The sequence below is a fragment of the Allobosea sp. LjRoot9 genome (assembly GCF_964252745.1).
In the GTDB taxonomy this organism is placed as follows: Bacteria; Pseudomonadota; Alphaproteobacteria; order Rhizobiales; family Beijerinckiaceae; genus Allobosea.
The window spans coordinates 221,830-243,631 of the sequence record NZ_CAXUPC020000007.1; the positions used below are offsets into that span (position 1 = coordinate 221,830).

The following is a 21,802-nucleotide window of genomic DNA, read 5'->3' on the forward strand; positions in this document are numbered from 1 at the left end:
CTGATTTGGAAAAGGCCGGCAGCGATGCCGGCCTTTTCTTTGTCTCGGTATGCGCGCTCGCTCCATCGGTGATGTGCGCTGCGGACTTCAATTTTCGCCACGAACCCTTGCGCTGCACCGAGGCTGACGGCACAGCTTGCGCCGTAGCAAGGCCACCGACCGCATAATGGGGAAATGCCAGTGCAGCGCGACCACGCCTCCGAAATCGCCGCGATCACCAGCCATCCGACATTCAAGGTCGCGGTCGAAAAGCTCGACGCCGATCACGACCGCACCGTCGCCGACATCATCACGCTGACCGAGATTCCATCGCCACCTTTCAAGGAGGACCGGCGCGCCGCGGCCTTTCTCGAGATGCTGCGTGCGCATGGCCTGGACGATGTCGAGCAGGACGAGATCGGGAATGTCATGGGCGTCAGGCGCGGCACCGGCAATGGTGGACTGATCGTGGTGGCCGCGCATCTCGACACGGTCTTCCCGGAAGGAACCGACGTCACCGTGCGCCGCGAAGGCACGAAGCTCTATGCACCGGGAATTGGTGACGACACCCGCAGCCTTGCCGTCCTGCTCGCTTTCATTCGCGCGCTGGACGCTGCCGGCATCCGAACACGCAACGATATCCTGTTCGTCGGCGATGTCGGTGAAGAAGGGCTCGGCGACCTGCGTGGCGTGCGCCATCTCTTCAGCAAGGGGCGGTATCGCGACCAGATCGAGGCCTTCATAACCGTCGATAGTCCGCCGGTGGACAATATCGTGGTCGGTGGCGTCGGTTCGAAACGCTATTCCGTCCGGTTCAAAGGGCCAGGCGGACACAGCTTCAAGGCGTTCGGGATCGTGAACCCGATTTACGCCATGGCGCAGGCGATCGTGGAACTCGGCCGCATCCAGGTGCCGGAAACACCTTGCACCACGTTCTGTGCCTCCATCGTCGGCGGCGGTACCTCGGTGAACGCGATCCCCGAGGAGGCGTGGGTCGACATCGACCTTCGATCGGAATCGGCGGAGCAGCTTGCCAAGCTGGATGCACGTTGGCGCGAGATCGTGGCCGCAGCAGTCGAGCAGGAGAACGCGATCCGTTCGACCAGCGAGGGGGCCATCACCGTCGACATCAGGACATTGGGGGACCGTCCCGCCGGCAACACGGCCATGGACACCGATATCGTCCAATTCGCGACTGCAGCCGTGAAGGCGCAGGGCTTTGCGCCCACGCACGAGGCGTCCTCGACCGACGCGAATATTCCGATGAGCCTCGGTATCCCCGCGATCAAGATCGGTTCGGGCGGCACCGGCGGCCGGGCGCATTCTCTGGGCGAGTGGATCGATGTCGAGAAGATCGCCAGCGTATCGGGCATGACGGCCAGCCTTACAACCATCCTCGCCGTGGCTGGCTTCGTCGGCGAATAAACGGCCTTATCGGCCAATGCTTGTCATGGCATTCGATGGATATGACGGTGCCTGACAAGCCAAGCCTCACGTCTGCACGCTGTCCTTCGCCGCCGGCTCCCAGGCGTCGCCTGCGCCAGTGACGATGCGGGCATAGGCCTCCTCGGGCGTGTCGGCATAGGCAAACAGCGACAGGTCCTCCGGCCGGATGAAGCCGGCTTCGCGCAGCGTGTCGAGATTGAGCAGGCCTTTCCAGAAGGCACTGCCATAGAGCACGATCGGCACTGGCGGCATCTTGCTGGTCTGGACCAGCGTCATCACCTCGAACAATTCGTCCAGCGTGCCAAACCCGCCGGGGAAGGCGACGAGTGCGGCTGCCCGCATGGCGAAATGCATCTTGCGCATCGCAAAATAATGGAAGCGGAAGGTCAGGTCCGGCGTCGACCAGGCATTGGGCTCCTGCTCATGCGGCAAGGTGATGTTGAGGCCGATCGAGAGCGCCCCGGCCTCCGTCGCGCCGCGATTGGCCGCCTCCATGATGCCCGGCCCGCCGCCGGTGGCGATGACATGCCGGTGCTCATCGCCGGCCTGAGCCAGAGCGCCGCCAGCCTGCGTCAGAGCGCCGCCGCGTTCCGAGGCGATCCGCGCGAAAGCCCGCGCCGCCTCGTACCAGGGATTGCCCTCCCGCACGCGCGCCGAGCCGAAGACGACGATGGTCGAGGCGATGCCGCGTGCCCGCAGGCTATCCTCGGCCTTCTGGTATTCGAGCATGAAGCGCGCCCCGCGCGTGGAATCGCCGAGGATGAAGTCGGGGTCGAGCGCGGCGAGGCGATAGGAGGGCGAGGTTTTCTGGGCGGTGTTGTCGGCCATGGCATCGGTCCTGTGGGTATGCCCTGCATAACCACGCAGACGCGGCCTGTCGCCTCAGGCGAGATATTTCCGCAGGATCGCGGCCAGCCGCTCGGCTCCCGAATTATGCGGCAGCAACGTCACGAAGCGCCCGTCCGGCCCCATCAGATAGGTCAGCGAGCCATGATCGACCGCATATTCGCCCGCGCCATGGTGAGGCTGTGTCAGCTTGCGGCGATGCACCTTGTAGGCTTTGGCCGTTGCCGCGATCTCCGCTTCGCTGCCGGTGAGCCCAATCAGGCGCGGGTGGAAGGCGGCGACATAGGTCGCCATGACCGGTGGCGTATCGTTACCGGGGTCGACCGTGATGAAGAGCGGCACGAGCTTGTCCGCGAGCGGGCCGACCGCATCGAGTGCCTGAGCGATGATCGGCAGATCGACGGGGCAGGTGTCGGTGCAGCGGGTGAACCCGAAATAGACCAGCATGAAGCGGCCGCGGAAGTCCCGATCGCTGACGCGCCGGCCGTTATGGTCGGTCAGCGTGAACGGCCCGCCGAACTGCGTCGCCAAGCGATCAGGGGGAGGGCCAGCAGAAGCGGCATGGGAATGGCCGCCATGATCTTGCGCGAGTGTCGGAGAACAGGAGAAGGCGGCGAGCCCCGCCAGGAAGCGCCTGCGGGCGGTCCCGTTCGTCATGCCCGGCCTCACGGCTTCGGCTTGGGCAGCAGGCCCTTGATACCGAGAGGGCCGTCCTCGGCGATGATGCGGTTGGCCTGCGGATCGGCCCGCCACCATTCCTCGGCCTTGCCGTGCTGCGTCTCCCAGTCCGCCTTGAAGCGCTCGGCGGGCGTGAAGGGCAGTGCAGGATCGGTCCTGATGCCCTGCACGAAGAACAAGGTTATGGCCGGGTTCTCGATCAGGAGCCCGTCGGCCTCGATCTCCTTGCCGCAGAAGCCGATCAGATCGGGGATTGATCCGGCGAAATCGATGTTCGACTTGGCCACGAGCCGGAACGTGCCATCCGTCAGCAGCAGGCCGAGCTGCCGTTTGCCACCGCCGCAATCGGGTGCGCAGCGGCCCTTGAGCTGGCACAGCGCGTCGACGACGCGTCCCTTCAGGACGACTGCCTTCTCATGCGGGATATTCCAGGCTTCGGCGGCCAGGGAGGAGCCGGCGCTGGACACTGTAAAAATCGTCAGCGCGAGGCGTATCGTGGAGAGAGCCTTCATCGCTCAGTTCCCGAACGGCTGGATGCCGTATTCCTCATGCGTCATGGTGATGACGCCCTTGTCGTCGGCGATGCGGTCGACCAGCAGGTATTTCACCCCGTCGCGCTCCAGCAATTCGCCGTCGACGCTGACCTCGTGCGTCGCCATCCGCGCGATCCTGGGATTGGATGCGCTGTCCTCGTCGTCGCCGATCTTCAGGATCAGATAGAGTTCGCCCTTCGCATCGCGGATGCTGACGGGAATGCCGCCGAGCGCGCACCAGATGGCGCATTGATGGTGAGCTGTTCCCTTGGCGAACATCAGCCCGCTGATCGTGCACCAGGTGTCGCTGATCTCGCCGGTGACGGTGATGCGCTTGCCGTCCTGCGCGGCGGCGGATGCGAGGGGGAGGGCAGAGAGAACCGCCGCCAGCGCCATCGCCTGCCAGTGAGACATGATTGTCATGCAACTGCGCCCATAGCCGTGCAACTGCCCGGATTTCGCGTTCCAGCGCTGCTTTGCCGGCATGATTGCCTCTAGCATCGGCGCTGGCGACACCCTAGAAGATGCCTCGCAAATGGACCAGAGCAGGCATGAACGAGATCGATAACTTAGGCGCGAGCCTCCTTGCCGACATCGCCGGCGCGCAGGACGAGGCCGCCCTGGAGCAGGTCAGGATCGCGGCGCTGGGCAAGGCCGGCTCGATCTCGGCGCTGCTCAAGACGCTGGGCGCGATGACGCCCGACGAGCGCAAGGAAAAAGGGCCGCTGATCAACGGCCTGCGCGACAAGGTGCAAGGCGCGCTGGGCGCCCGCAAGGAGGCGCTGGGCGAAGCTGCGCTCGACGCCAGGCTCGCCTCCGAGACCGTCGACATCACCTTGCCGGTCCGCGAGGGGCCCGAGGCGCGCGGCCGCATCCACCCGATTAGCCAGGTCATCGACGAGATCACCGCGATCTTCGGCGATATGGGCTTCTCCGTCGCGGAAGGCCCGGATGTCGAGACCGACGACCTCAACTTCACCAAGCTGAACTTCCCCGTCGGCCATCCCGCCCGCGAGATGCACGACACCTTCTTCTTCGCGCCCGACGCCAATGGCGAGCGCAAGCTGCTGCGCACCCATACCTCGCCGGTCCAGGTCCGCACCATGATGGCGCAGGAGCCGCCGATCCGGGTGATCTGCCCCGGCCGCACCTACCGGATGGATTCCGACCAGACCCACACCCCGATGTTCCATCAGGTCGAGGGGCTCGTCATCGATAAAAAGGCCCATATGGGCCACATGAAATGGGTGCTTGAGGAGTTCTGCAAGGCGTTCTTCGAGATCGACAACGTCAAGATGCGCTTCCGCCCCTCCTTCTTCCCCTTCACCGAGCCTTCGGTCGAGGTCGATATCCAGTGCTCGCGCAAGGGCGGCGAGATCCGCTTCGGCGAGGGCGAGGACTGGCTCGAGATTCTCGGCTGCGGCATGGTCCATCCCAATGTCCTGCGCAATTGCGGGCTCGATCCGGATATCTACCAGGGCTTCGCCTGGGGCATGGGCATCGACCGCATCGCCATGCTGAAATACGGCATGCCGGATCTGCGCCCCTTCTTCGAGGCGGATCTGCGCTGGCTCGCCCATTACGGCTTCCGGCCGCTCGACCTGCCGACCTTGACGGGCGGGCTGTCGTCGTGAGCGCGCGGCGGCATCAGGGGAGGTTGCGGTGAGCCTGGCGGCATCAGCTGGCCTGTTCGCGGCGCTCGCCGTCGCGACCAATCTGCTCTGCCAGGCGATCGCCTTCGTGCGCCTGCGCCGCAAGGACGCCGGCTGCGCGCTGCTCGACGCGCAGCCGCCGGTGACGATCGTGCGGCCGGTGCGTGGTATCGAGGCCTTCAGCAGGGAGACGGCGACCTCTGGCCTCCTGCTCGACTATCCCCGCTACCAGACGATCTTCTGCGTCGCCGATGCCGATGATCCGATCGTGCCGTTAATCGCCGAGCTGATCGGCCGCTTCGGCGCGGAGCGGGTCAGCCTGATCACCGGCGATGTCGCGGTCAGCGCCAATCCCAAGCTCAACAACTGCGTCAAGGGCTGGGACGCGGCGACGACCGAATGGGTCATCCTGGCCGATTCCAACGTGCTGATGCCGAAGGATTACATCCAGCGCATGCTGGCCTCCTGGCGGCCCGATACCGGGCTCGTCTGCTCGACGCCGGCGGGCTCGCGTCCGCACGGCTTCTGGGCCGAACTCGAATGCGCCTTCCTCAACACCTTCCAGGCGCGCTGGCAATATGCCGGCGAGGCGCTCGGCTTCGGCTTCGCGCAGGGCAAGTCGATGCTCTGGAACAAGCCCTTCCTCGATGCCAATGGCGGCATCGCCGTGCTGGGCGAGGAAATCGCCGAGGATGCCGCCGCCACCAAGCTGGTGCGCCGGGCCGGCAAGCATGTCCATCTCGTCGGCCAGCCCTTCGAGCAGCCCTTGGGCGAGCGCTCCTTGTATGACGTCGTGCAGCGGCAGTTCCGCTGGGCGCGCCTGCGCCGGGTGACCTTCCTGCCCTTCTTCGCGCCCGAGATCCTGTCCGGCCCGCTGCTGCCGGCGCTGTGTGCGGCTTTCGCTGCGCTGGCCTACGGATATTCCGCATGGCTTGGCCCGGCACTCGTGCTGCTGCCCTGGTATGTGGCGGAGATGGCGCTGGCCTATGGCGTCGGCTGGTATCTCTCCTGGCGCATGCCGCTGGCGCTGTTGCTGCGGGATCTGATCTTCCCGGGCGTCTGGGCCTATGCCTTCATCGCCGGCGAGGTCACCTGGCGCGGCAATTCCATGAAGATCCGGACGGATGGGGACGACCAGCTCAACGCTGCGTCGCCCGCGATGTCCCATGCCAATCTGAGAAGTGACGGACACTCATGAAGTTCTCTCTGTCCTGGTTGAAGGACCATCTCGACACCACGGATTCGCTCGACACCGTCACGGAGACGCTGACCCGCGTCGGGCTCGAGGTCGAGGCCGTCGAGGACAAGGCGAAGGCTCTCCAGGCCTTCACCATCGCCTATGTGATCGAGGCCAAGCAGCACCCGAACGCCGACCGGCTGCGCGTCTGCATGGTCGACAGCGGCGCGGGCGAGCCTGTGCAGGTCGTCTGCGGTGCGCCCAATGCCCGCACCGGCATGAAGAGCGTGTTCTCGCCGCCCGGCACCTACATCCCCGGCAAGGACATTACGCTCGGCAAGGGCGTCATTCGCGGCGTCGAGTCGAACGGCATGCTCTGCTCGGCCGCCGAGTTGCAGCTCTCCGAGGATCATGACGGCATCCTCGATTTGCCCGCGGATGCGCCCATAGGCCAGCCCTATGCCGCCTATGCCGGGCTCGACGATGCCGTGATCGAGATCGCGGTGACGCCCAACCGCGCCGATGCGCTCGGCGTTGCCGGCGTCGCGCGTGACCTCGCCGCCGCCGGGCTCGGTGGCCTCAAGACGCCGCAGGCCCAGCCTGTGCGCGGGACCTATCCCTGTCCCGTCAAGGTGACGCTCGATTTCACCGAGGCGGACAAGGGCCTCTGCCCGGTCTTCGCTTTGCGGCTGGTGCGCGGCGTCAAGAACGGGCCTTCGCCGGAATGGCTGCAGGCGAGGCTGCGCGCCATCGGGCTCAGGCCGATCAACGCGCTGGTCGACATCACCAATTTCATGACCTTCGACCGCAACCGGCCGCTGCACGTCTTCGACGCCGCCAAGGTCACGGGCGATCTCACGGTGCGCCGCGCCAAGGATGGCGAGACGATCCTGGCGCTCGACGGCAAGACATACACGCTGACCGGCGAGCAGGTCGTCATCGCCGATGAGCATGGCGTCGAGTCGCTTGCCGGCATCATGGGCGGCGAGGCCTCAGGCTGCGACGAGACCACCACCGATGTGCTGGTCGAGAGCGCGCTCTGGGACCCGCTCAACATTGCTCGCTCCGGCCGCGCGCTCGGCATCAACTCCGATGCGCGCTATCGCTTCGAGCGCGGCGTCGATCCCGATTTCACCCGCCCGGGCCTCGATCTCGCCACCGCGATGATCCTCGATCTCTGCGGCGGCGAAGCCTCCGAGATGGTCTTCGAGGGTGATCTACCCGAGAGCGCCCATGCCATCGATTTCCCCTGGTCCGAGGTCAAGCGCCTGACCGGGCTCGATCTGCCGCAGATCGAGATGAAGGTCGCGCTGACCTCGCTCGGCTTCCACGTCTCGGGCGCCGGCGAGCGCGTCAAGGTCGCTGCTCCGTCCTGGCGTGGCGATGTCGTGGGGAAGGCCGATCTCGTCGAGGAGATCGTGCGCATCGCCGGCCTCGACCGTGTCGTCTCGACGCCATTGCCGCGCATCAAGGGCGAGGTGGTGAAGCCGGTCCTCACCGTGCTGCAGAAGCGCACCCGCGCCGCCAAGCGCTTGCTCGCCAGTCGCGGTCTGGTCGAGGCGGTGACCTGGTCCTTCATCTCGCATGACGCCGCGATTGTGTTCGGCGGCGGCGCGCGCCAGCTCGTGCTCGCCAATCCGATTGCGGCCGATCTCTCCGACATGCGCCCCTCGCTGCTGCCGGGGCTGATCCGCGCGGGCCAGCTCAATGCCGATCGCGGCCTCGGCGACGTCGCGCTGTTCGAGGTCGGGCAGGTCTTCAAGGACGACACGCCCGAGGGCCAGTTCATCGCCGCGGCCGGCCTGCGCCGGGGCACGGCGAGGCTGGAAGGCGTCGGCCGCCATTGGGACGGTGCCGCCAGGCCCGTCGATGCCTTCGACGCCAAGGCCGATCTCATGGGCCTGCTGACGGGGCTCGGCGTCCCGGTCGGCGGCCTGCAGATCGTCGCGGGTGGCCCGGTTTGGGCGCATCCCGGCCGTTCGGCCACGCTCCAGTTCGGCCCCAAGGGCGTCATCGGCGCCTTCGGCGAGGTGCACCCCAAGGTGCTGAAGGCGCTCGACGTCAAGGGCCCGCTCGTCGCCTTCGAGATCCATCTCGATGCGCTGCCGCTGCCGAAATACAAGCCGACCAAGGTCAAGCCGAAACTGGCGCTCTCGGGCTTCCAGCCGGTGACGCGCGATTTCGCCTTCATCGTCGAAAAGAAGGTCGCGGCCGGCGAGATGATGAAGACCGCGCAGAACGCCGACCGGGCTTTGATCGCCGATGTCGCGGTTTTCGACCTCTATGAAGGGCAAGGCGTCGAGGCCGGCAAGAAGTCGGTCGCGCTGGCTGTGACCTTGCAGCCGGTCGACAAGACGCTGACCGAGGCCGAGATCGAGGCGGTCGGCGCCAAGATCGTCGCCGAGATGGCCAAGCGCTATGGGGCGGCACTGCGGGGCTGACGCCCTACGTCACGGTCGGGCTTGTCCGATCCACGCCTTCCTTTGGCGAGGGTGGTGTTCAAGCCGTCATGCTCGCCACAAGGGCGAGCATGACGGCTTGCCGCTCCCGGCACATGCTTGCCTTGAGGCCCGCCCGCTATTGATCAGGATTGTGTAATAATCGACGCGCGCAATCGCTCGAGAAGCAGGCTATCGGCTACCGATTATTGCAACCACGCGGCCCTGATGACCGTCACCGAAATTCCTGTCCAGGACAGCCTCTTCCCCGGCTTCCGCCTGCTCGATGTCGCGACATCGGGCGCGCGCATCCGTGTCCGGACGGGCGGGGAGGGGCCGGCTCTGCTGTTGCTCCATGGCTACCCGCAGACGCATGCGCTCTGGCACAAGCTCGCTGCGCGCCTGAAGGATCGCTTCACTTTGGTCTGCGCCGATCTGCGCGGCTATGGCGACAGCGACAAGCCGGCGAGCGATGCCGAGCATTTCCCCTATTCCAAGCGCGCCATGGCGCTCGACATGGCGCAGGTCATGACGGCGCTCGGGCATCAGCGCTTCTTCGTCGGTGCGCATGATCGCGGCGCGCGCGTCGCCCATCGCCTGGCGCTCGACCATGCCGAGCGCGTCACCAGGCTCGCGACGCTGGACATCGCGCCGACCCGCGAGATGTACGCCAACACCAGCGACGCCTTCGCCCGCGCCTATTGGCACTGGTTCTTCCTGATCCAGCCCACGCCCTTCCCGGAGCGGATGATCGGGGCTGATCCGGAGGCTTACTGGCGCAAGAAATGCGGCTCCGGCTCGGCCGGGCTGACGCCCTTCGCGCCTGAGGCCCTGGCGCATTACCTGCGTTGCTTCAGCGATCCACAGACGATCCATGCGAGTTGCGAGGATTATCGCGCCGCCGCCACCATCGACATCCGCCATGACGACGAGGATGGCGGTCGCAAGCTCAGTCAGCCCTTGCTCGCGCTCTGGGGCGGCAACGGCATCATCGGCAAATGCTTCGAGCCGCTGGCGTTGTGGCGGCAGCGCGCCGAGAACGTCCAAGGCCGTGCCTTGCCGGGCGGGCATTATCTGGCGGAGGAGATTCCCGATCTCGTCGCCGCCGAATTCACGGCCTTCTTTGGAGGAAACCCATGAGTGGGACCAATCGCGTCTATCGTATCGCCGTCATCGCCGGGGACGGCATCGGCAAGGAAGTCATGCCCGAGGGCCTGCGCGTGCTCGAGGCGGCTTCCAAGAAATACGGCTTCGAACTGCGCTTCGACGAGTTCGATTTCTCGTCCTGCGATTATTACGAGAAGCACGGCAAGATGCTTCCCGACGACTGGAAGGAGAAGATCGGCGGCCATGACGCGATCTATTTCGGAGCGGTCGGCATGCCGGCGCAGGTGCCCGACCACATCTCGCTCTGGGGCTCGCTGCTGCTCTTCCGGCGCGAGTTCGATCAGTATGTGAACCTGCGCCCGGTGCGCCTGATGCCGGGCGTTCCCGGTCCGCTCGTCGGCCGCAAGCCCGGCGATATCGACTTCTTCGTCGTGCGCGAGAACACCGAGGGCGAATACTCCTCGGTCGGCGGCAAGATGTTCGCCGGCACCGAGCGCGAGATCGTCATGCAGGAGACGGTGATGAGCCGGGTCGGCGTCGATCGCGTGCTGAAATACGCCTTTGAGCTGGCGATGCGCCGGCCGCGGAAAAAGCTGACCTCGGCGACCAAGTCGAACGGCATCTCGATCACCATGCCGTATTGGGACGAGCGGGTGAAGGAGATGGCCAAGAACTATCCCGACGTCGCCGTCGACCAGTACCATATCGACATCCTGACCGCGCATTTCGTGCTGAATCCGGACCGCTTCGACGTGGTCGTGGCCTCCAACCTGTTCGGCGACATCCTCTCGGATCTGGGGCCAGCCTGCACCGGCACGATCGGCATCGCGCCGTCGGGCAACATCAACCCGACCGGCGACTACCCTTCGCTGTTCGAGCCAGTTCATGGCTCGGCGCCCGACATCGCGGGCAAGGGCATCGCCAACCCGATCGGCCAGATCTGGTCGGGCGCGATGATGCTGGATCATCTTGGCGAGATCGAAGCCGCCAAGGGTATCGAGGCCGCGATCGAGCGCGCGCTCGGCGACGCCCGCACCCGCACCCGCGATCTCGGCGGCTCGCTGGGAACGGAAGCCGCGGGCAAGGCTGTCGAGCAGGCGCTGGGCTGAAGCTCGGCGCCCAAGATCCTGGCGCCCAAGATCCTGGCGCCCAAGATCCTGGCACCCAAGACTCCGGTGCCCAAGACCCCGGTGGCGAGACAAGCGCCGCCGGGTTGACTAGAAACTGAGCTGACGTTGCTGGAAGGGCTGGCCTTGATGGATCTCTCCTCGATTTCCTTTGTCGATCCCCTGATCTGGGGAAAACTGGCGGAGATCATCGCGCTCAACATCGTCCTTTCCGGCGACAATGCCGTGGTGATCGCGCTCGCCTGCCGGGCGCTGGCGCCCGCGCAGAGAGCCAAGGGTATTGCGCTCGGCGCGGGCGTTGCAGTGGTCTTGCGCGTCGTCTTCACCGTGCTGATCGCCTCGCTGCTGAACGCGCCCTTCCTGCATATCGTCGGGGCGCTTCTGCTGGTCTGGATCGCCGTCAAGCTGATCATCGAGGATGGCGAGAGCGACGAGGATTCGATCACGGCCAGCAGCAAGCTCTGGAAGGCGGTCCAGACGGTCGCGATCGCCGACATCGTCATGAGCCTCGACAATGTGCTGGCGATCGCCGCGGTCGCCAAGGATTCGATCCCGCTCCTGGTCGCCGGGCTGGTGATCTCGATCCCGCTGATCGTGCTCGGCGCCTCGCTCATCACCAGCCTGCTGACGCGCTTTCCGGTTCTGGTCTGGGCGGGCGCTGCGCTGCTCGGCTGGGTCGCCGGCGAAATGTTCGACAGCGATCCCTGGCTCATCACCCGGTTCGGCGCCGATGCGCTGCATCGCTTCGAATATCCGGCCGCTGCCCTGGGTGCGCTTCTCGTGCTCGCCTTGGGCTATTGGCTGAAACCGCGCCGGCCAGATCCGGCCCTCTGACACAGGGACTGACCGACCTATGGATTTTTCATCATCCCAATTCTGGGTGTCGTTGCTCCAGATCATCTGGATCGACCTGCTCCTGTCTGGCGACAACGCAGTCGTCATCGCGCTCGCCTGCCGCTCGCTGCCGGAAAACCGGCGCAAGATCGGCATCTGGCTTGGCGCCGGCGCGGCCGTCGGCCTGCGCATCGTCTTCGCGCTCGTGGTCAGCTATCTACTGAACGTGCCCTTCCTGAAGGTGGCCGGTGGCATCCTGCTTTTCTGGATCGCGATCAAGCTCGCCATGGGTGAGGAGGAAGCCCATAACGAGATCGAGGCGAGCGACAATCTCTGGCGGGCCGTGCGCACCATCGCGATCGCCGACGCCGTGATGAGCCTCGACAACGTCATCGCCATCGCGGCGGCCTCGCGCGGACATCCCGAGCTCTTCATCTTCGGCCTGCTGCTTTCGATCCCGCTGATCATCATGGGCGCGCAGCTCCTGACCTCGATCATCGAGCGCTTCCCGATCCTGGTCTGGCTCGGCGCTGCCCTGCTCGGCTGGATCGCGGCGGAAATGATCATCGGCGACATCGCCGTGCTGCAATGGCTCCAGGTCAACATGCCGAGCTGGGTCGCCCCCGTGCCGACAGATGTCAGCGCGCTTGGAATCGGTCCGGCCACCATGCCGCACTACGTCTCCTCGGCCATCGGCGCGGCGCTCGTTTGCCTCGTCGCCTATGTGCTGAGGAAGAAGCAGGCTGGAGAGCCGGGCTGAGAGCCCGCTCAGCCGAGAACCACCACCGCGGCGGCCAGGCTCTCCTGGCCGCCGTTTTTGATGATGCGGCTTGAGCCGGAGCTTGAGGTCAGCCGTTCCGGATCGCTTACGCTGAAGGCCTCCTGCGCGGTCAGCGTGACCGCAAAGCTCTCCGGCGCGCGGGCGAAGCCGGTGCCGAGCGCCTTCACATAGGCCTCCTTGGCCGCCCAAAGTTGTGCGAAGGCCAGCGGCCGCGCCGGCTCGGGCAGGGCGAGCAGCGCCTTTCGCTCCTGCGGGTGCAAGGTCGCGAGCGGTAGCGCGGCCAAGGGCTCGACCCGCTCGACATCGACTCCGACAGGATGCTGCGCCAGCGCCAGCGCGACGAAGCCCGCTCGCGTTGCGAGCGAGAGATGCAGCCCCGCCGCGGCCGGCCGAACCAGCAGGGGCCGGCCTCGTTCGTCATGGCCGACCGCGATGGCCTCGATCGGCAGGCTAAGCTGAGCGGCGATGATTCTCCGCGCCGTCTCGCGCCGCAAGGCCGAGCGCTCGGCGAGGTTGGTCGGGCTCGCGCCGGTCGCGATCAGCCAGGTCGCGGGCAGGGCAGGGGCGGCGATGGGGGAGGTCAGCCAGTGCATGGCGCGAGGCTAGCATGGGACTGGCTCTTGTCCCGCCCTGCGCAGGCCTCATGCGCGGCCGGTGCTGCCATCCGTTGACGGTATGGGGCGTTAAGGTTCTTGAAGGGCCATGACCGCTTCACCCGAACCGACCTCGGAGCCTGCCCGCCCCTTGCTCACCATGCAGGGCGTGCGCCTGGGCGTCCGCAGGGTCTCCGTGCTGCTGCCGGGCATCGTCGTCTTCGCAGTCGCCTTCGGCGCGGCGGCTGCGGCCAAGGGGCTGAGCCTGCTGGAAACCGTGCTGATGAGCGCGCTGGTCTATGCCGGCGTGGCGCAGCTGGTGGCGATGGAGCTGTGGCGGCCGGAATGGAGCTGGGGGGCGATTGCGGGGCTTGCCGTGGTCACCGCGACGGTGAATGCGCGTATGGTGCTGCAGGGCGCCTCGCTGCAGCCCTGGTTCGCGCCTTATCCCAAGGCGCTCAACGCCGCGCATCTCTTCCTCTTCACCGATGCAAGCTGGCTGATCGGCGCACGCTACCATGGCGAGGGCGGGCGCGATCTGGGCGTGATCATCGGCGCTGGCGTCGTGCTCTGGGTCGTCTGGGTCGCGACGACGATTCCGGGATATCTGCTCGGCGCGCTGGTGGCCGATCCGCGCCAATACGGCATCGATCTGGTCATGCCGATCTTCTTCGCCGCGATGATCGTGCCGCTCTGGCGTGGCAAGCGGGCGGCCGTGCCCTGGGTCGTCGCGGGGCTCGTCGCCTTGGTCACGGCGAAGCTGATCGACGGCTACGCCTTCATCATCGTCGGCTCGCTTGCCGGCGCGCTTACGGGGGCGTTCAGCGATGACCCTGCCTGATCCCGGCCCATGGGGCGCGGCTTTCGTCATCCTCGCCATGATGCTGGCGACCTATCTCTGCCGCATCTCCGGCGTGATCATGATGGGCTTCATTCCGCTGACGCCGCGCGTCCGGCGTGGGCTGGCGGCGCTGCCGGGCTCGATCGTGGTCGCGACCGTGCTGCCGCTGATCGAGCGGCTGGGTTTCGCCGCCGCGCTCGCACTCATCGCGGCGATCGGCAGCATGGTTCTGAAGCGCAGCGAGTTGCTGGCGCTGGTCGTCGGCATGGCGACGGTCTCGGCGGCGCGCGCGCTCGGCTTCTGATCGATCACCGCTTCCGATCGCTTCCATCACATCCCGTCATCGCTTGGCGGCCTGCGCCATGTTGACGCCGGCGATCTCTGGGCAGACGGTGTCTGTCAGTAAAACTGACCAAATTGGAGCGCCGCTATGGCATGGTATTCTCAGACGTGGAGCTGGTTCGACGGTGCCTGGCACGAAGGCAACCCCGGCCTGGTGGGTCCACGCAGCCATGCGCTTTGGCAGGCCTCTTCGGTCTTCGACGGTGGCCGCTATTTCGATGGCGTCGCGCCCGATCTCGCCGCCCATGCCGCCCGCGTCAACCGCTCGGCCGTGGCGCTCGGCCTCAAGGCCACGGTGACGCAGGAATTCATCATCGAGAAGACGCATGAGGGCGTGAAGAAATTCGCCCCCGGCACGGCGCTCTACGTCAAGCCGATGTATTGGGGCGAGGCCGACGGGCCCTCGACCATCATGCCAGACCCGGATTCGACGCAGTTCTGCCTCTGCCTGTTCGAGGCGCCGATGCCGCAGCCGACCAATGGCTTCTCGGTGACGCAAGGCGCGTTCCGCCGTCCGACCATGGAGACGATGCCGACCGACGCCAAGGCGGGCTGCCTCTATCCCAACAACGCCCGCATCCTGCGCGCCGCCAAGGCCGCCGGCTTTGACAATGCGCTGGTGCTCGACATGCTGGGCAACGTCGCCGAGACCGCGACCTCGAACATCTTCCTGGCCAAGGACGGCGTCGTCAGGACGCCGGCTCCCAACGGCACCTTCCTGAACGGCATCACCCGCCAGCGCGTCATCGGCCTGCTGCGGCAGGACGGCATTCCCGTCGAGGAGATGAGCCTCCGCTACAGCGATTTCGAGCAGGCCGACGAGATCTTCATCTCGGGCAACTATTCCAAATGCATGCCGGTCACCCGCATCGACAACATCACGCTGCAGCCCGGCCCGATGTTCCGCCGCGCTCGCGAGCTCTACATGGACTTCGCCCACACCAAGGCGGCGTGAGGTCCAACTTCAGCGCAGCAGCCTGCCGAGCCTGCTGAGCTTGAGCCCCAGCGCGGCGATCGCGAGATAGATCGCCGCGGCCACGGCCCCGACGCAGGCGAGCGCCGCGAGCCTCGGCTGCAGCGGAAACCACGCCGTCGCAGTGAGCAGGGAGGGGGCGGACAAGCGCGCCGCCAGGCCAGCCAGGACGGCCGCCAGCACGACGATGGCGGCAAAGCCCGACAGTCCCCGCGCCGGCCGTGTCCAGCCGCGCTGCACGCCCAGGACGAACAGCGCGCCGACATTGATCCAGGCGCCCGCCGCGGTCGCCAGCGCAAGGCCCGGCGCGCCCCAGCCGCGCCAGAGCAGCAATTTCAGCGCGACATTCGCGGCGATGGCCGCCAGCGAGACCAGCATCGGCGTCGTCGTGTCGCCGCGCGCCTGGAAGCTCGAAACCTGGGTGCGGATCATCACGATGGCTGGCAGCCCGATCGCATAGGCGAAGAGCACGGCCGCCGCCGCCTGGCTCGCGGCAGCGTCGAAACGCCCGCGCTCGAACAAAGCGGAGACGATCAGCTCGGGAACGGCGAGGAATGCGGCGGCGAAGGGGGCGGCCGCGATCAGCGTCAGCGCGACGGCGCGGTTCTGCGCCCTGTCGGAGCCGGCGACGTCGCCTGCCGCGAGCAGGCGGCTCATCGTCGGCAGCAGGACCGTGCCGACGCCGATGGCGATGACTCCGATCGGCAATTGGTAGAGGCCGCCTGCGTAGTAGAGCGCGGAATAGGCGCCGGCGGGCAGCAGCGAGGCGATGATCGTGTCGGCGAAAAGCGCGATCTGGACACCGGCCGAGCCGATGACGGCCGGCCCGAACGCCTTCAGGAAGGCCTTGACGTCGAGATCGACGCGCGGCCGCACCACGGCTGCCGCGACATTCGCCTGGCGCGCCGCGAGCGCCAGCACGAGCCATTGCAGGAAGCCGGAGATCACCACGCCCCAGGCGGCGGCATAGGCCGCATTGGGGAACAGGAAGGCAACGGCGAGCGCCGCGATCAGGCAGAGATTGAGCAGGATCGGCGCTGCCGCTGCCGCAGCGAATTTGTCGACGGCGTTGAGGTTTGCCGAGAGCAGCGTCACCAGCGTGATGAAGAGCAGATAGGGGAAGGTGATCCGCGTCAGCGCGACGGCGAGTTCGAAGCGCTGCGGATCATGCGCGAATCCCGGCGCGAGCAGGCGCACGACATCGGGCATGAAGGGCAAGGCGAACCCGAGCAGGACGATCTGGACGATCAGGTTCAGGGTGAAGACCCGGTCGGCGAAGAGCGCGGCGGCCGCCTCACCGGCCTGCTGCCTGACCCGGGCATAGGCGGGGATATAGGCCTGGTTGAAGGCGCCTTCGCCGAAGATCGCGCGGAAATGGTTGGGCAGGCGCAGCGCGACCGAAAACGCATCCATCAGCGGGCCGGCGCCGAGCACGGCCGCCAGCACGATGTCACGCACGAAGCCCGAGAGGCGCGAGAGCAGCGTGAAACCGCCGACGGAGAGGATTTTTCTGAACATCGCGTGCCTTGGGGCGGCCTGGAACCTCAGCCCTCATCCTGAGAAGCCGCATAGCGGCGTCTCGAAGGATGGTCCAGTGCGGCCATGCAGCTTCGCCGTCTACCGGATCAATGGCGGCAGGGCGTCGCCGCGCGGATGGTCGACGGTGCGGGCGTCGAAACCGACGCGTTCGCCGATCAGATAAAGCGGCCGGCGCTTCACCTCGGCGAAGATGCGCCCGACATATTCGCCGATCATGCCCAGCGAGATCAGCTGGATGCCGGAAAAGAACATGATCGAGACGATCAGCGACGGGAAGCCGGGCAGGTCGGTGCCGAAGAAGACCGTGCGCAGCAGGAAGAAGGCGGCCGAGAGCGTGGAGATGACGGCGATCACGACACCGGCCCAGGTCGCGATCTTCAAGGGCACGGTCGAGAAGGAGGACAACCCGTCGAAGGCGAAGCTGAACAGCTTGCCGAAACGGAACTTGGTCTCGCCATGCTGGCGCTCGGCGACCTCGAAGGTCACGCCGATCGAGGGAAAGCCGACCCAGGCATAGAGCCCCTTGGAGAAGCGCGCCCGTTCCGGCAGGGCACGCAGCGCGTCGACCACCTTGCGGTCGAGCAGGCGGAAATCGCCGGCGCCCTCCGGCAATTCGGTTTCGCCGAAGCTCGCGAACAGCTTGTAGAACGCCCTGGCGAGATTGCGCTTGAGGGCGCTCTCGCCGGCCCGGCTGGCGCGCTGGCCGTAAATGTTCAGGAAGCCGCCGCGCCATTTCTCCAGGAAGACCAGGATCGTCTCCGGCGGATGCTGCAGATCGGCGTCCATGATCACGACCGCGTCGCCCGAGGCATGGTCGAGCCCGGCCGCGATGGCGATCTCCTTGCCGAAATTGCGGCTGAACGAGACGGCGCTGATCCGAGGATCGCTGGCGCTCAGCAGCTTCAGCACGGACAGCGTGCCGTCGCGGCTGCCGTCATCGACGCAGACCAGCTCCCAGGACGAGACCGCACCCGCCAGCACCGTCTTGAGCCGCTCGACCAGGATCGGCAGATTGTCAGCCTCGTCATGGACGGGCACGACGATAGACAGCTCCGGCCGGCCGGCCCGGAGGCGCGGGACTTCCGAAGGGGGGATGGGCGACGTCTCGGACACGAACAGAACCTCTCAGGCGTCCATCTCGACAAAAGCTTGCTCGACAAAGTCCTGCTCGACGAGGTCTTGCGGCCGCCTGCCCGACAAGGGATGACGCTTTCCGCACAGAACCGTAAAGCTGGCGCGCTCACAAGTGCCGTGAAGGCTGTCGGAGCAAGCCGCGCACGGCCCTTATCCGATCGCAGATGAACTGGGGATGACAGACGAGATGACGACCGGCTTCGTTCTCTGCGCCGACGACTTCGCCCTGACGGAGGGAGTCAGCCGCTCGATCCTGTCCTTGCTCGAGGCCGGCAAGCTGTCTGCGGCGGGTGCGATGACCAACCGCCCGCATTGGAAGTCCTTCGCCGGCGCCTTCGCGGCGCAGGCGGGCAGGGCGGATCTCGGCCTGCACCTGAACCTGACCTGCGCCGCCCCGCTCGGCGCGATGCCGCGCCTGGCCGCCAATGGCACCCTGCCGAAGCTCGGCGATTTGGCGCGGGCCGCGCTCTTGTCGGGAACGGCGCGCGCGGAGATTGCCGCCGAGATCGCGCGCCAGCTCGACACCTTCGAGGATGCGATGGGGCGCGCGCCGGACTTCCTCGATGGGCACCAGCATGCCCATGTCCTGCCCGGTGTGCGTGGTGCGGTGCTGGCGGCGCTGCAGAGGCGCTACCGGGAGGGCGCGGTCTATCTGCGCGATCCCGCCGACACGGCCGCCGCGATCCGCCGGCGCGGCGTCGCGACCAGCAAGGCGCTGGTCATCGCCGGCCTGGCGCGGGGCTTGAGACGATCGGCCTTGAGGCGCGGCATTCCGGTCAATCGCGGTTTTTCCGGCGTGTCGCCCTTCGACCCTGCTCGCAACTTCCAGGCTGATCTCGGGCGCTTCCTCGTCGCGCCGGGGCCGGCTCATCTCGTCATGTGTCACCCGGGCTTCGTCGATGAGGAGCTGGAAGGGCTCGACCCGGTCGTCGCGACGCGGCCATTGGAGCATGCGGCGCTGATGAGCTTCGTGCCGCCCCAGGGCCTGGCCATGGTCCGTTTCTTGGAACTGGGCCCTACGTCGCGTTCGCCGGCCGCTTAGAGCAGGATCGATCCTGCTCTAACTCTTTGATGAGAGACGGCTCGGCCGGCCGACAGCGCTAAATCTCTCCTTCACGCAAGTTATTCTTTACCTCGTTCCGCCATGTTGCGTGTCCGGGGATCGCAGTCGGTTGCGCGCCTAGCATGCGACAGCGGGGAGACATCTGCGCAATGAAATGGTTCAAGCGGGCCGACAAGGCAGCGACCCCTGCCCAAGCGCTCGCGGCCAGGGAAGGCGTCACCCAGTCGCTGGGCAGCCAGATCGCCGGCGCGGCGGTGGCTCTCGTCGCGATCGCCATCGTTTTCGTCGTGGTCGCCGTCGCGCGCTATAACGACACTAAGACGCGCGACGACCTCGAACAGAAGATGACGGCGCTGACCACCATGGTCGTCAATGCGTCGCCGGCGCTGATCTTGGCGCGCGACACCACCACACTGGGCTACATCCTGGAATCCCTGCGGCGGGATCCCGATTTCGATTCCGGCATCGTGGCCGATGATCTTTCGATCCTGGCGGGCGCCGGCCGCACCGAGGAGGCGCGCCTCTCCCTGACACCGCGCGCGCTGACCGCCGCGCTTGGCCGCGCGCCCTGGGATGTCATGGCGGGCGTGACCTCGACCGAGATCGAGGATCAGACCTTCGTCACGAAGCTGCATGTGGTGAAGGTCGGCGGAATCCAGAAGCAGATCGGCTATATCGCGGTCCGCTTCGACAAGACGCGCCTGGTCGCGAGATCCACCTGGGAACAGGTCGCGACGATCGGCTTCGGCATTGCCATCCTGCTGGTGCTGGGGCCGCTGCTCTGGATCTCGCTCTCGCGCACCATGAAGCCGCTGAAAAGCATGACGCGGGCGATCGTCAGCATCTCCGACGGCAAGCTCGACACGCCGATCGACGCGCTCGGCCGGCGGGACGAGATCGGCGCCATCGCTCATGCGCTCGGCATCCTCAAGGTCCGGCTCGGCGAGCGCGCGGTCCTGCAGGAGAAGCAGCATGTCTCGGAAACGGAGCGACGCCAGCACCAGCAGCGCGTCGATGAGGCGATCGCGCTGTTTCGCGCCGAGGTCGGCGTCGCGCTGGAAGCCTTCAAGAGCAATGCCGACCGGATGAGCGAGGCCTCTGACGGTCTTGCCCGCGTCGCGGCGGAATCCTCGGGCCGTGCGGCGCGCGCCGCGCAGAACTCGCAAGGGGCGTCCGTCAACGTGGAGAACGCCGCCCAGGCCGCCGAGGAGATGGGCGCGGCCATTCGCGAGGTCGAGTTCCAGGTCCGGCGCGTCCGCGCCGAGATCGTCGAGGCGGCCTCCGTCTCGCGCGACACGGCAAGCTCTGTGCGTGCGCTCGACGAGACGGCGCGCGCCATCGGCGAGGTGGTGAACCTGATCCGCGACATTGCGGCCCAGACCAATCTCCTGGCGCTGAACGCGACCATCGAGGCGGCCCGCGCCGGCGAGGCCGGTCGTGGCTTCGCGGTCGTCGCCGCCGAGGTCAAGAGCCTCGCTTCGCAGACGGCGGACGCCACCGACCGCATCGTCGCCCAGGTCGGCGCCATCCAGGGCGCGACCGGCGAGGTCGTCGGCGCGATCCAGAACATCGCCGAGCGCATGGGCGCGATCGAGAGCTTCGCCAATTCGGTTGCGACCTCGATCGAGCAGCAGGCCATCGCGACGGGTGAGATCGCCAGCGGCGTCGCCATGGCGAGCTCCTCGGCCCTGTCGGTGTCGAGCGATCTGAGCGTGCTCGCCGACAGCGTCGAGGAGACCGGGCAGTCGGCGGAGCAGGTCAGGGGCGCGGCGGGAGAGGTCGCGGCCCAGGCCCTGCGCCTGCGCGCCACGGTCGACCAGTTCCTGCACAGCGTCGCCGCCTGAGCCGGTCGCTCGAGCTAACGCGAAACGGGGCCCGTAAGGGCCCCGTTTGCATATCTGTCTCAGGCTTCGAAAGCTTCAGGCCTTGGCGCCGTCATAGAGCTCGGCGACGTAGTCCCAGTTCACCAGGCTCTCGAGGAAAGCCTTGAGATAGTCGGGGCGGCGGTTGCGGTAGTCGATGTAGTAGGAGTGCTCCCAGACGTCGACGCCCAGGATCGGGGTCGCGCCATGGACCAGCGGGCTCTCGCCATTGGGGGTCTTGGAGATGGCGAGCTTGCCGCCTTTCACTTCCAGCCAGGCCCAGCCCGAGCCGAACTGGCCGACGCCGGCGGCGACGAAGTCTTCCTTGAACTTCTCGACCGAGCCGAAGGAATCGACGACCGCCTTCTCGAGCGCGCCCGGCAGCTTGCCGCCGCCATTGGGCTTCATCCACTTCCAGAAGTGCAGGTGGTTGTAGTGCTGGCCGGCATTGTTGAACACGGCGGGGTTCTTGCCAAACGAGGCCTTGACGATCTCCTCGAGCGACTTGCCCTCGAATTCCGTGCCCTTGATCGCGTTGTTGCCGTTGGTGACATAGGCGAGATGATGCTTGTCGTGGTGGAATTCCAGCGTTTCCTTCGACATGAAGGGCTGGAGCGCGTCATGGGCGTAGGGCAGATCGGGAAGGGTAAAGGACATTGTTGCCTCTCCTTGGGCTGTCAAATCGCTTGAACTGAGAATGGCTTTCCGGTGAACGGTTTGAGCCGGGACGCTTGGTGGAGCGGCCCGCCATTCCATACGCTAGTTAAGCCTCCGCCTCGCCATGGGCAACCGCTTCAGCCGGGGACCGGGCCATGTCTTGAGAACGGGCGCGCCTCATTGACGCCCGATTCATCGTC

At 66.5% G+C, this 21,802-nt stretch carries 21 protein-coding genes; 13 read left to right on the plus strand and 8 right to left on the minus strand.

The window, feature by feature from the left end; translation table 11 throughout:
• Window positions 1-180 precede the first annotated feature (180 nt).
• Window positions 181-1,404, plus strand: a complete 1,224-nt coding sequence (locus ACSQ3P_RS23935; RefSeq protein ID WP_436167965.1) for a M20/M25/M40 family metallo-hydrolase — start codon at window positions 181-183, stop codon at window positions 1,402-1,404.
• A gap of 66 nt (window positions 1,405-1,470) precedes the next feature.
• On the opposite strand, the gene ACSQ3P_RS23940 is transcribed toward ACSQ3P_RS23935, so the two are convergent.
• The 4 genes from ACSQ3P_RS23940 to ACSQ3P_RS23955 are packed head-to-tail and all read right to left on the minus strand — an operon-like array spanning window position 1,471 to window position 3,905.
• Window positions 1,471-2,253: a TIGR00730 family Rossman fold protein gene (locus ACSQ3P_RS23940; RefSeq protein ID WP_436167966.1), complete on the minus strand. Its 783-nt coding sequence runs from the start codon at window positions 2,251-2,253 to the stop codon at window positions 1,471-1,473.
• Window positions 2,254-2,307: 54 nt separating this feature from the next.
• Window positions 2,308-2,928, minus strand: coding sequence for an SCO family protein (locus tag ACSQ3P_RS23945; RefSeq protein ID WP_436167967.1), 621 nt, complete (start codon window positions 2,926-2,928; stop codon window positions 2,308-2,310).
• A gap of 8 nt (window positions 2,929-2,936) precedes the next feature.
• Window positions 2,937-3,461, minus strand: coding sequence for a hypothetical protein (locus ACSQ3P_RS23950; RefSeq protein WP_436167968.1), 525 nt, complete (start codon window positions 3,459-3,461; stop codon window positions 2,937-2,939).
• Between the two features lie 3 nt (window positions 3,462-3,464).
• On the minus strand, window positions 3,465-3,905 hold the full coding sequence (locus ACSQ3P_RS23955) for a hypothetical protein (RefSeq protein WP_436167969.1): 441 nt from the start codon (window positions 3,903-3,905) through the stop codon (window positions 3,465-3,467).
• A 128-nt stretch (window positions 3,906-4,033) separates the two neighbouring features.
• Here ACSQ3P_RS23955 and pheS point away from each other — a divergent pair, with 128 nt between their 5' ends.
• From pheS to ACSQ3P_RS23990, 7 genes are all read left to right on the plus strand, one after another.
• Window positions 4,034-5,116 carry a phenylalanine--tRNA ligase subunit alpha gene (gene pheS, locus ACSQ3P_RS23960; protein ID WP_436167970.1) on the plus strand — a complete coding sequence of 361 codons (1,083 nt, stop codon included), beginning with the start codon at window positions 4,034-4,036 and terminating at the stop codon, window positions 5,114-5,116.
• 28 nt (window positions 5,117-5,144) lie between these two features.
• Entirely contained in the window at window positions 5,145-6,332 is a 1,188-nt protein-coding gene (locus ACSQ3P_RS23965; RefSeq protein ID WP_436167971.1) for a ceramide glucosyltransferase, read from the plus strand.
• Window positions 6,329-8,752: a phenylalanine--tRNA ligase subunit beta gene (pheT, locus tag ACSQ3P_RS23970; protein WP_436167972.1), complete on the plus strand. Its 2,424-nt coding sequence runs from the start codon at window positions 6,329-6,331 to the stop codon at window positions 8,750-8,752. The genes ACSQ3P_RS23965 and pheT overlap by 4 nt, the downstream gene beginning before the upstream one ends.
• 225 nt (window positions 8,753-8,977) lie before the next feature.
• Window positions 8,978-9,889, plus strand: coding sequence for an alpha/beta fold hydrolase (locus ACSQ3P_RS23975; RefSeq protein WP_436167973.1), 912 nt, complete (start codon window positions 8,978-8,980; stop codon window positions 9,887-9,889).
• Complete coding sequence (locus ACSQ3P_RS23980; RefSeq protein ID WP_436167974.1) at window positions 9,886-10,965, plus strand: tartrate dehydrogenase; 1,080 nt, start codon at window positions 9,886-9,888, stop codon at window positions 10,963-10,965. Before ACSQ3P_RS23975 ends, ACSQ3P_RS23980 begins: the two co-directional genes overlap by 4 nt.
• Window positions 10,966-11,127: 162 nt before the next feature.
• On the plus strand, window positions 11,128-11,817 hold the full coding sequence (locus ACSQ3P_RS23985; protein WP_436168048.1) for a TerC family protein: 690 nt from the start codon (window positions 11,128-11,130) through the stop codon (window positions 11,815-11,817).
• Window positions 11,818-11,836: 19 nt separating this feature from the next.
• Complete coding sequence (locus tag ACSQ3P_RS23990) at window positions 11,837-12,577, plus strand: TerC family protein (protein WP_436167975.1); 741 nt, start codon at window positions 11,837-11,839, stop codon at window positions 12,575-12,577.
• Between the two features lie 8 nt (window positions 12,578-12,585).
• Here the strand turns inward: ACSQ3P_RS23990 and ACSQ3P_RS23995 are convergent, their stop codons facing one another.
• Window positions 12,586-13,191 (minus strand): 4'-phosphopantetheinyl transferase family protein, encoded by a 606-nt coding sequence (locus ACSQ3P_RS23995; protein WP_436167976.1) that lies wholly within the window; start codon window positions 13,189-13,191, stop codon window positions 12,586-12,588.
• Window positions 13,192-13,300: 109 nt separating this feature from the next.
• Between ACSQ3P_RS23995 and ACSQ3P_RS24000 the strand changes: the two genes are divergently transcribed.
• From ACSQ3P_RS24000 to ACSQ3P_RS24010, 3 genes are all read left to right on the plus strand, one after another.
• On the plus strand, window positions 13,301-14,032 hold the full coding sequence (locus ACSQ3P_RS24000) for an AzlC family ABC transporter permease (RefSeq protein ID WP_436167977.1): 732 nt from the start codon (window positions 13,301-13,303) through the stop codon (window positions 14,030-14,032).
• On the plus strand, window positions 14,019-14,336 hold the full coding sequence (locus ACSQ3P_RS24005; RefSeq protein WP_436167978.1) for an AzlD family protein: 318 nt from the start codon (window positions 14,019-14,021) through the stop codon (window positions 14,334-14,336). The genes ACSQ3P_RS24000 and ACSQ3P_RS24005 overlap by 14 nt, the downstream gene beginning before the upstream one ends.
• A gap of 126 nt (window positions 14,337-14,462) precedes the next feature.
• On the plus strand, window positions 14,463-15,329 hold the full coding sequence (locus ACSQ3P_RS24010) for a branched-chain amino acid aminotransferase (RefSeq protein ID WP_436167979.1): 867 nt from the start codon (window positions 14,463-14,465) through the stop codon (window positions 15,327-15,329).
• Window positions 15,330-15,338: 9 nt separating this feature from the next.
• Here the strand turns inward: ACSQ3P_RS24010 and murJ are convergent, their stop codons facing one another.
• Together murJ and ACSQ3P_RS24020 are read right to left on the minus strand one after the other, a co-directional pair.
• On the minus strand, window positions 15,339-16,865 hold the full coding sequence (gene murJ, locus ACSQ3P_RS24015) for a murein biosynthesis integral membrane protein MurJ (protein ID WP_436167980.1): 1,527 nt from the start codon (window positions 16,863-16,865) through the stop codon (window positions 15,339-15,341).
• A gap of 99 nt (window positions 16,866-16,964) precedes the next feature.
• Complete coding sequence (locus ACSQ3P_RS24020; protein WP_436167981.1) at window positions 16,965-17,924, minus strand: glycosyltransferase family 2 protein; 960 nt, start codon at window positions 17,922-17,924, stop codon at window positions 16,965-16,967.
• Window positions 17,925-18,195: 271 nt separating this feature from the next.
• Here ACSQ3P_RS24020 and ACSQ3P_RS24025 point away from each other — a divergent pair, with 271 nt between their 5' ends.
• Both ACSQ3P_RS24025 and ACSQ3P_RS24030 read left to right on the plus strand, forming a co-directional pair.
• Entirely contained in the window at window positions 18,196-19,062 is an 867-nt protein-coding gene (locus ACSQ3P_RS24025; RefSeq protein WP_436167982.1) for a ChbG/HpnK family deacetylase, read from the plus strand.
• Between the two features lie 170 nt (window positions 19,063-19,232).
• Complete coding sequence (locus ACSQ3P_RS24030) at window positions 19,233-20,927, plus strand: methyl-accepting chemotaxis protein (RefSeq protein ID WP_436167983.1); 1,695 nt, start codon at window positions 19,233-19,235, stop codon at window positions 20,925-20,927.
• A 75-nt stretch (window positions 20,928-21,002) separates the two neighbouring features.
• Here the strand turns inward: ACSQ3P_RS24030 and ACSQ3P_RS24035 are convergent, their stop codons facing one another.
• Window positions 21,003-21,602 (minus strand): superoxide dismutase, encoded by a 600-nt coding sequence (locus tag ACSQ3P_RS24035; RefSeq protein WP_436167984.1) that lies wholly within the window; start codon window positions 21,600-21,602, stop codon window positions 21,003-21,005.
• Window positions 21,603-21,802: the final 200 nt, after the last annotated feature.

Bases quoted from the DNA above. Each gene is read 5' to 3' on its own strand.
- ACSQ3P_RS23940 (WP_436167966.1), bottom strand. From the start codon at position 2,253: ATGGCCGACAACACCGCCCAGAAAACCTCGCCCTCCTATCGCCTCGCC.
- ACSQ3P_RS23945 (WP_436167967.1), bottom strand. From the start codon at position 2,928: ATGACGAACGGGACCGCCCGCAGGCGCTTCCTGGCGGGGCTCGCCGCC.
- ACSQ3P_RS23950 (WP_436167968.1), bottom strand. From the start codon at position 3,461: ATGAAGGCTCTCTCCACGATACGCCTCGCGCTGACGATTTTTACAGTG.
- ACSQ3P_RS23955 (WP_436167969.1), bottom strand. From the start codon at position 3,905: ATGACAATCATGTCTCACTGGCAGGCGATGGCGCTGGCGGCGGTTCTC.
- pheS (WP_436167970.1), top strand. From the start codon at position 4,034: ATGAACGAGATCGATAACTTAGGCGCGAGCCTCCTTGCCGACATCGCC.
- pheT (WP_436167972.1), top strand. From the start codon at position 6,329: ATGAAGTTCTCTCTGTCCTGGTTGAAGGACCATCTCGACACCACGGAT.
- ACSQ3P_RS23975 (WP_436167973.1), top strand. From the start codon at position 8,978: ATGACCGTCACCGAAATTCCTGTCCAGGACAGCCTCTTCCCCGGCTTC.
- ACSQ3P_RS23980 (WP_436167974.1), top strand. From the start codon at position 9,886: ATGAGTGGGACCAATCGCGTCTATCGTATCGCCGTCATCGCCGGGGAC.
- ACSQ3P_RS23990 (WP_436167975.1), top strand. From the start codon at position 11,837: ATGGATTTTTCATCATCCCAATTCTGGGTGTCGTTGCTCCAGATCATC.
- ACSQ3P_RS23995 (WP_436167976.1), bottom strand. From the start codon at position 13,191: ATGCACTGGCTGACCTCCCCCATCGCCGCCCCTGCCCTGCCCGCGACC.
- ACSQ3P_RS24000 (WP_436167977.1), top strand. From the start codon at position 13,301: ATGACCGCTTCACCCGAACCGACCTCGGAGCCTGCCCGCCCCTTGCTC.
- ACSQ3P_RS24005 (WP_436167978.1), top strand. From the start codon at position 14,019: ATGACCCTGCCTGATCCCGGCCCATGGGGCGCGGCTTTCGTCATCCTC.
- ACSQ3P_RS24010 (WP_436167979.1), top strand. From the start codon at position 14,463: ATGGCATGGTATTCTCAGACGTGGAGCTGGTTCGACGGTGCCTGGCAC.
- murJ (WP_436167980.1), bottom strand. From the start codon at position 16,865: ATGTTCAGAAAAATCCTCTCCGTCGGCGGTTTCACGCTGCTCTCGCGC.
- ACSQ3P_RS24025 (WP_436167982.1), top strand. From the start codon at position 18,196: ATGACAGACGAGATGACGACCGGCTTCGTTCTCTGCGCCGACGACTTC.
- ACSQ3P_RS24030 (WP_436167983.1), top strand. From the start codon at position 19,233: ATGAAATGGTTCAAGCGGGCCGACAAGGCAGCGACCCCTGCCCAAGCG.
- ACSQ3P_RS24035 (WP_436167984.1), bottom strand. From the start codon at position 21,602: ATGTCCTTTACCCTTCCCGATCTGCCCTACGCCCATGACGCGCTCCAG.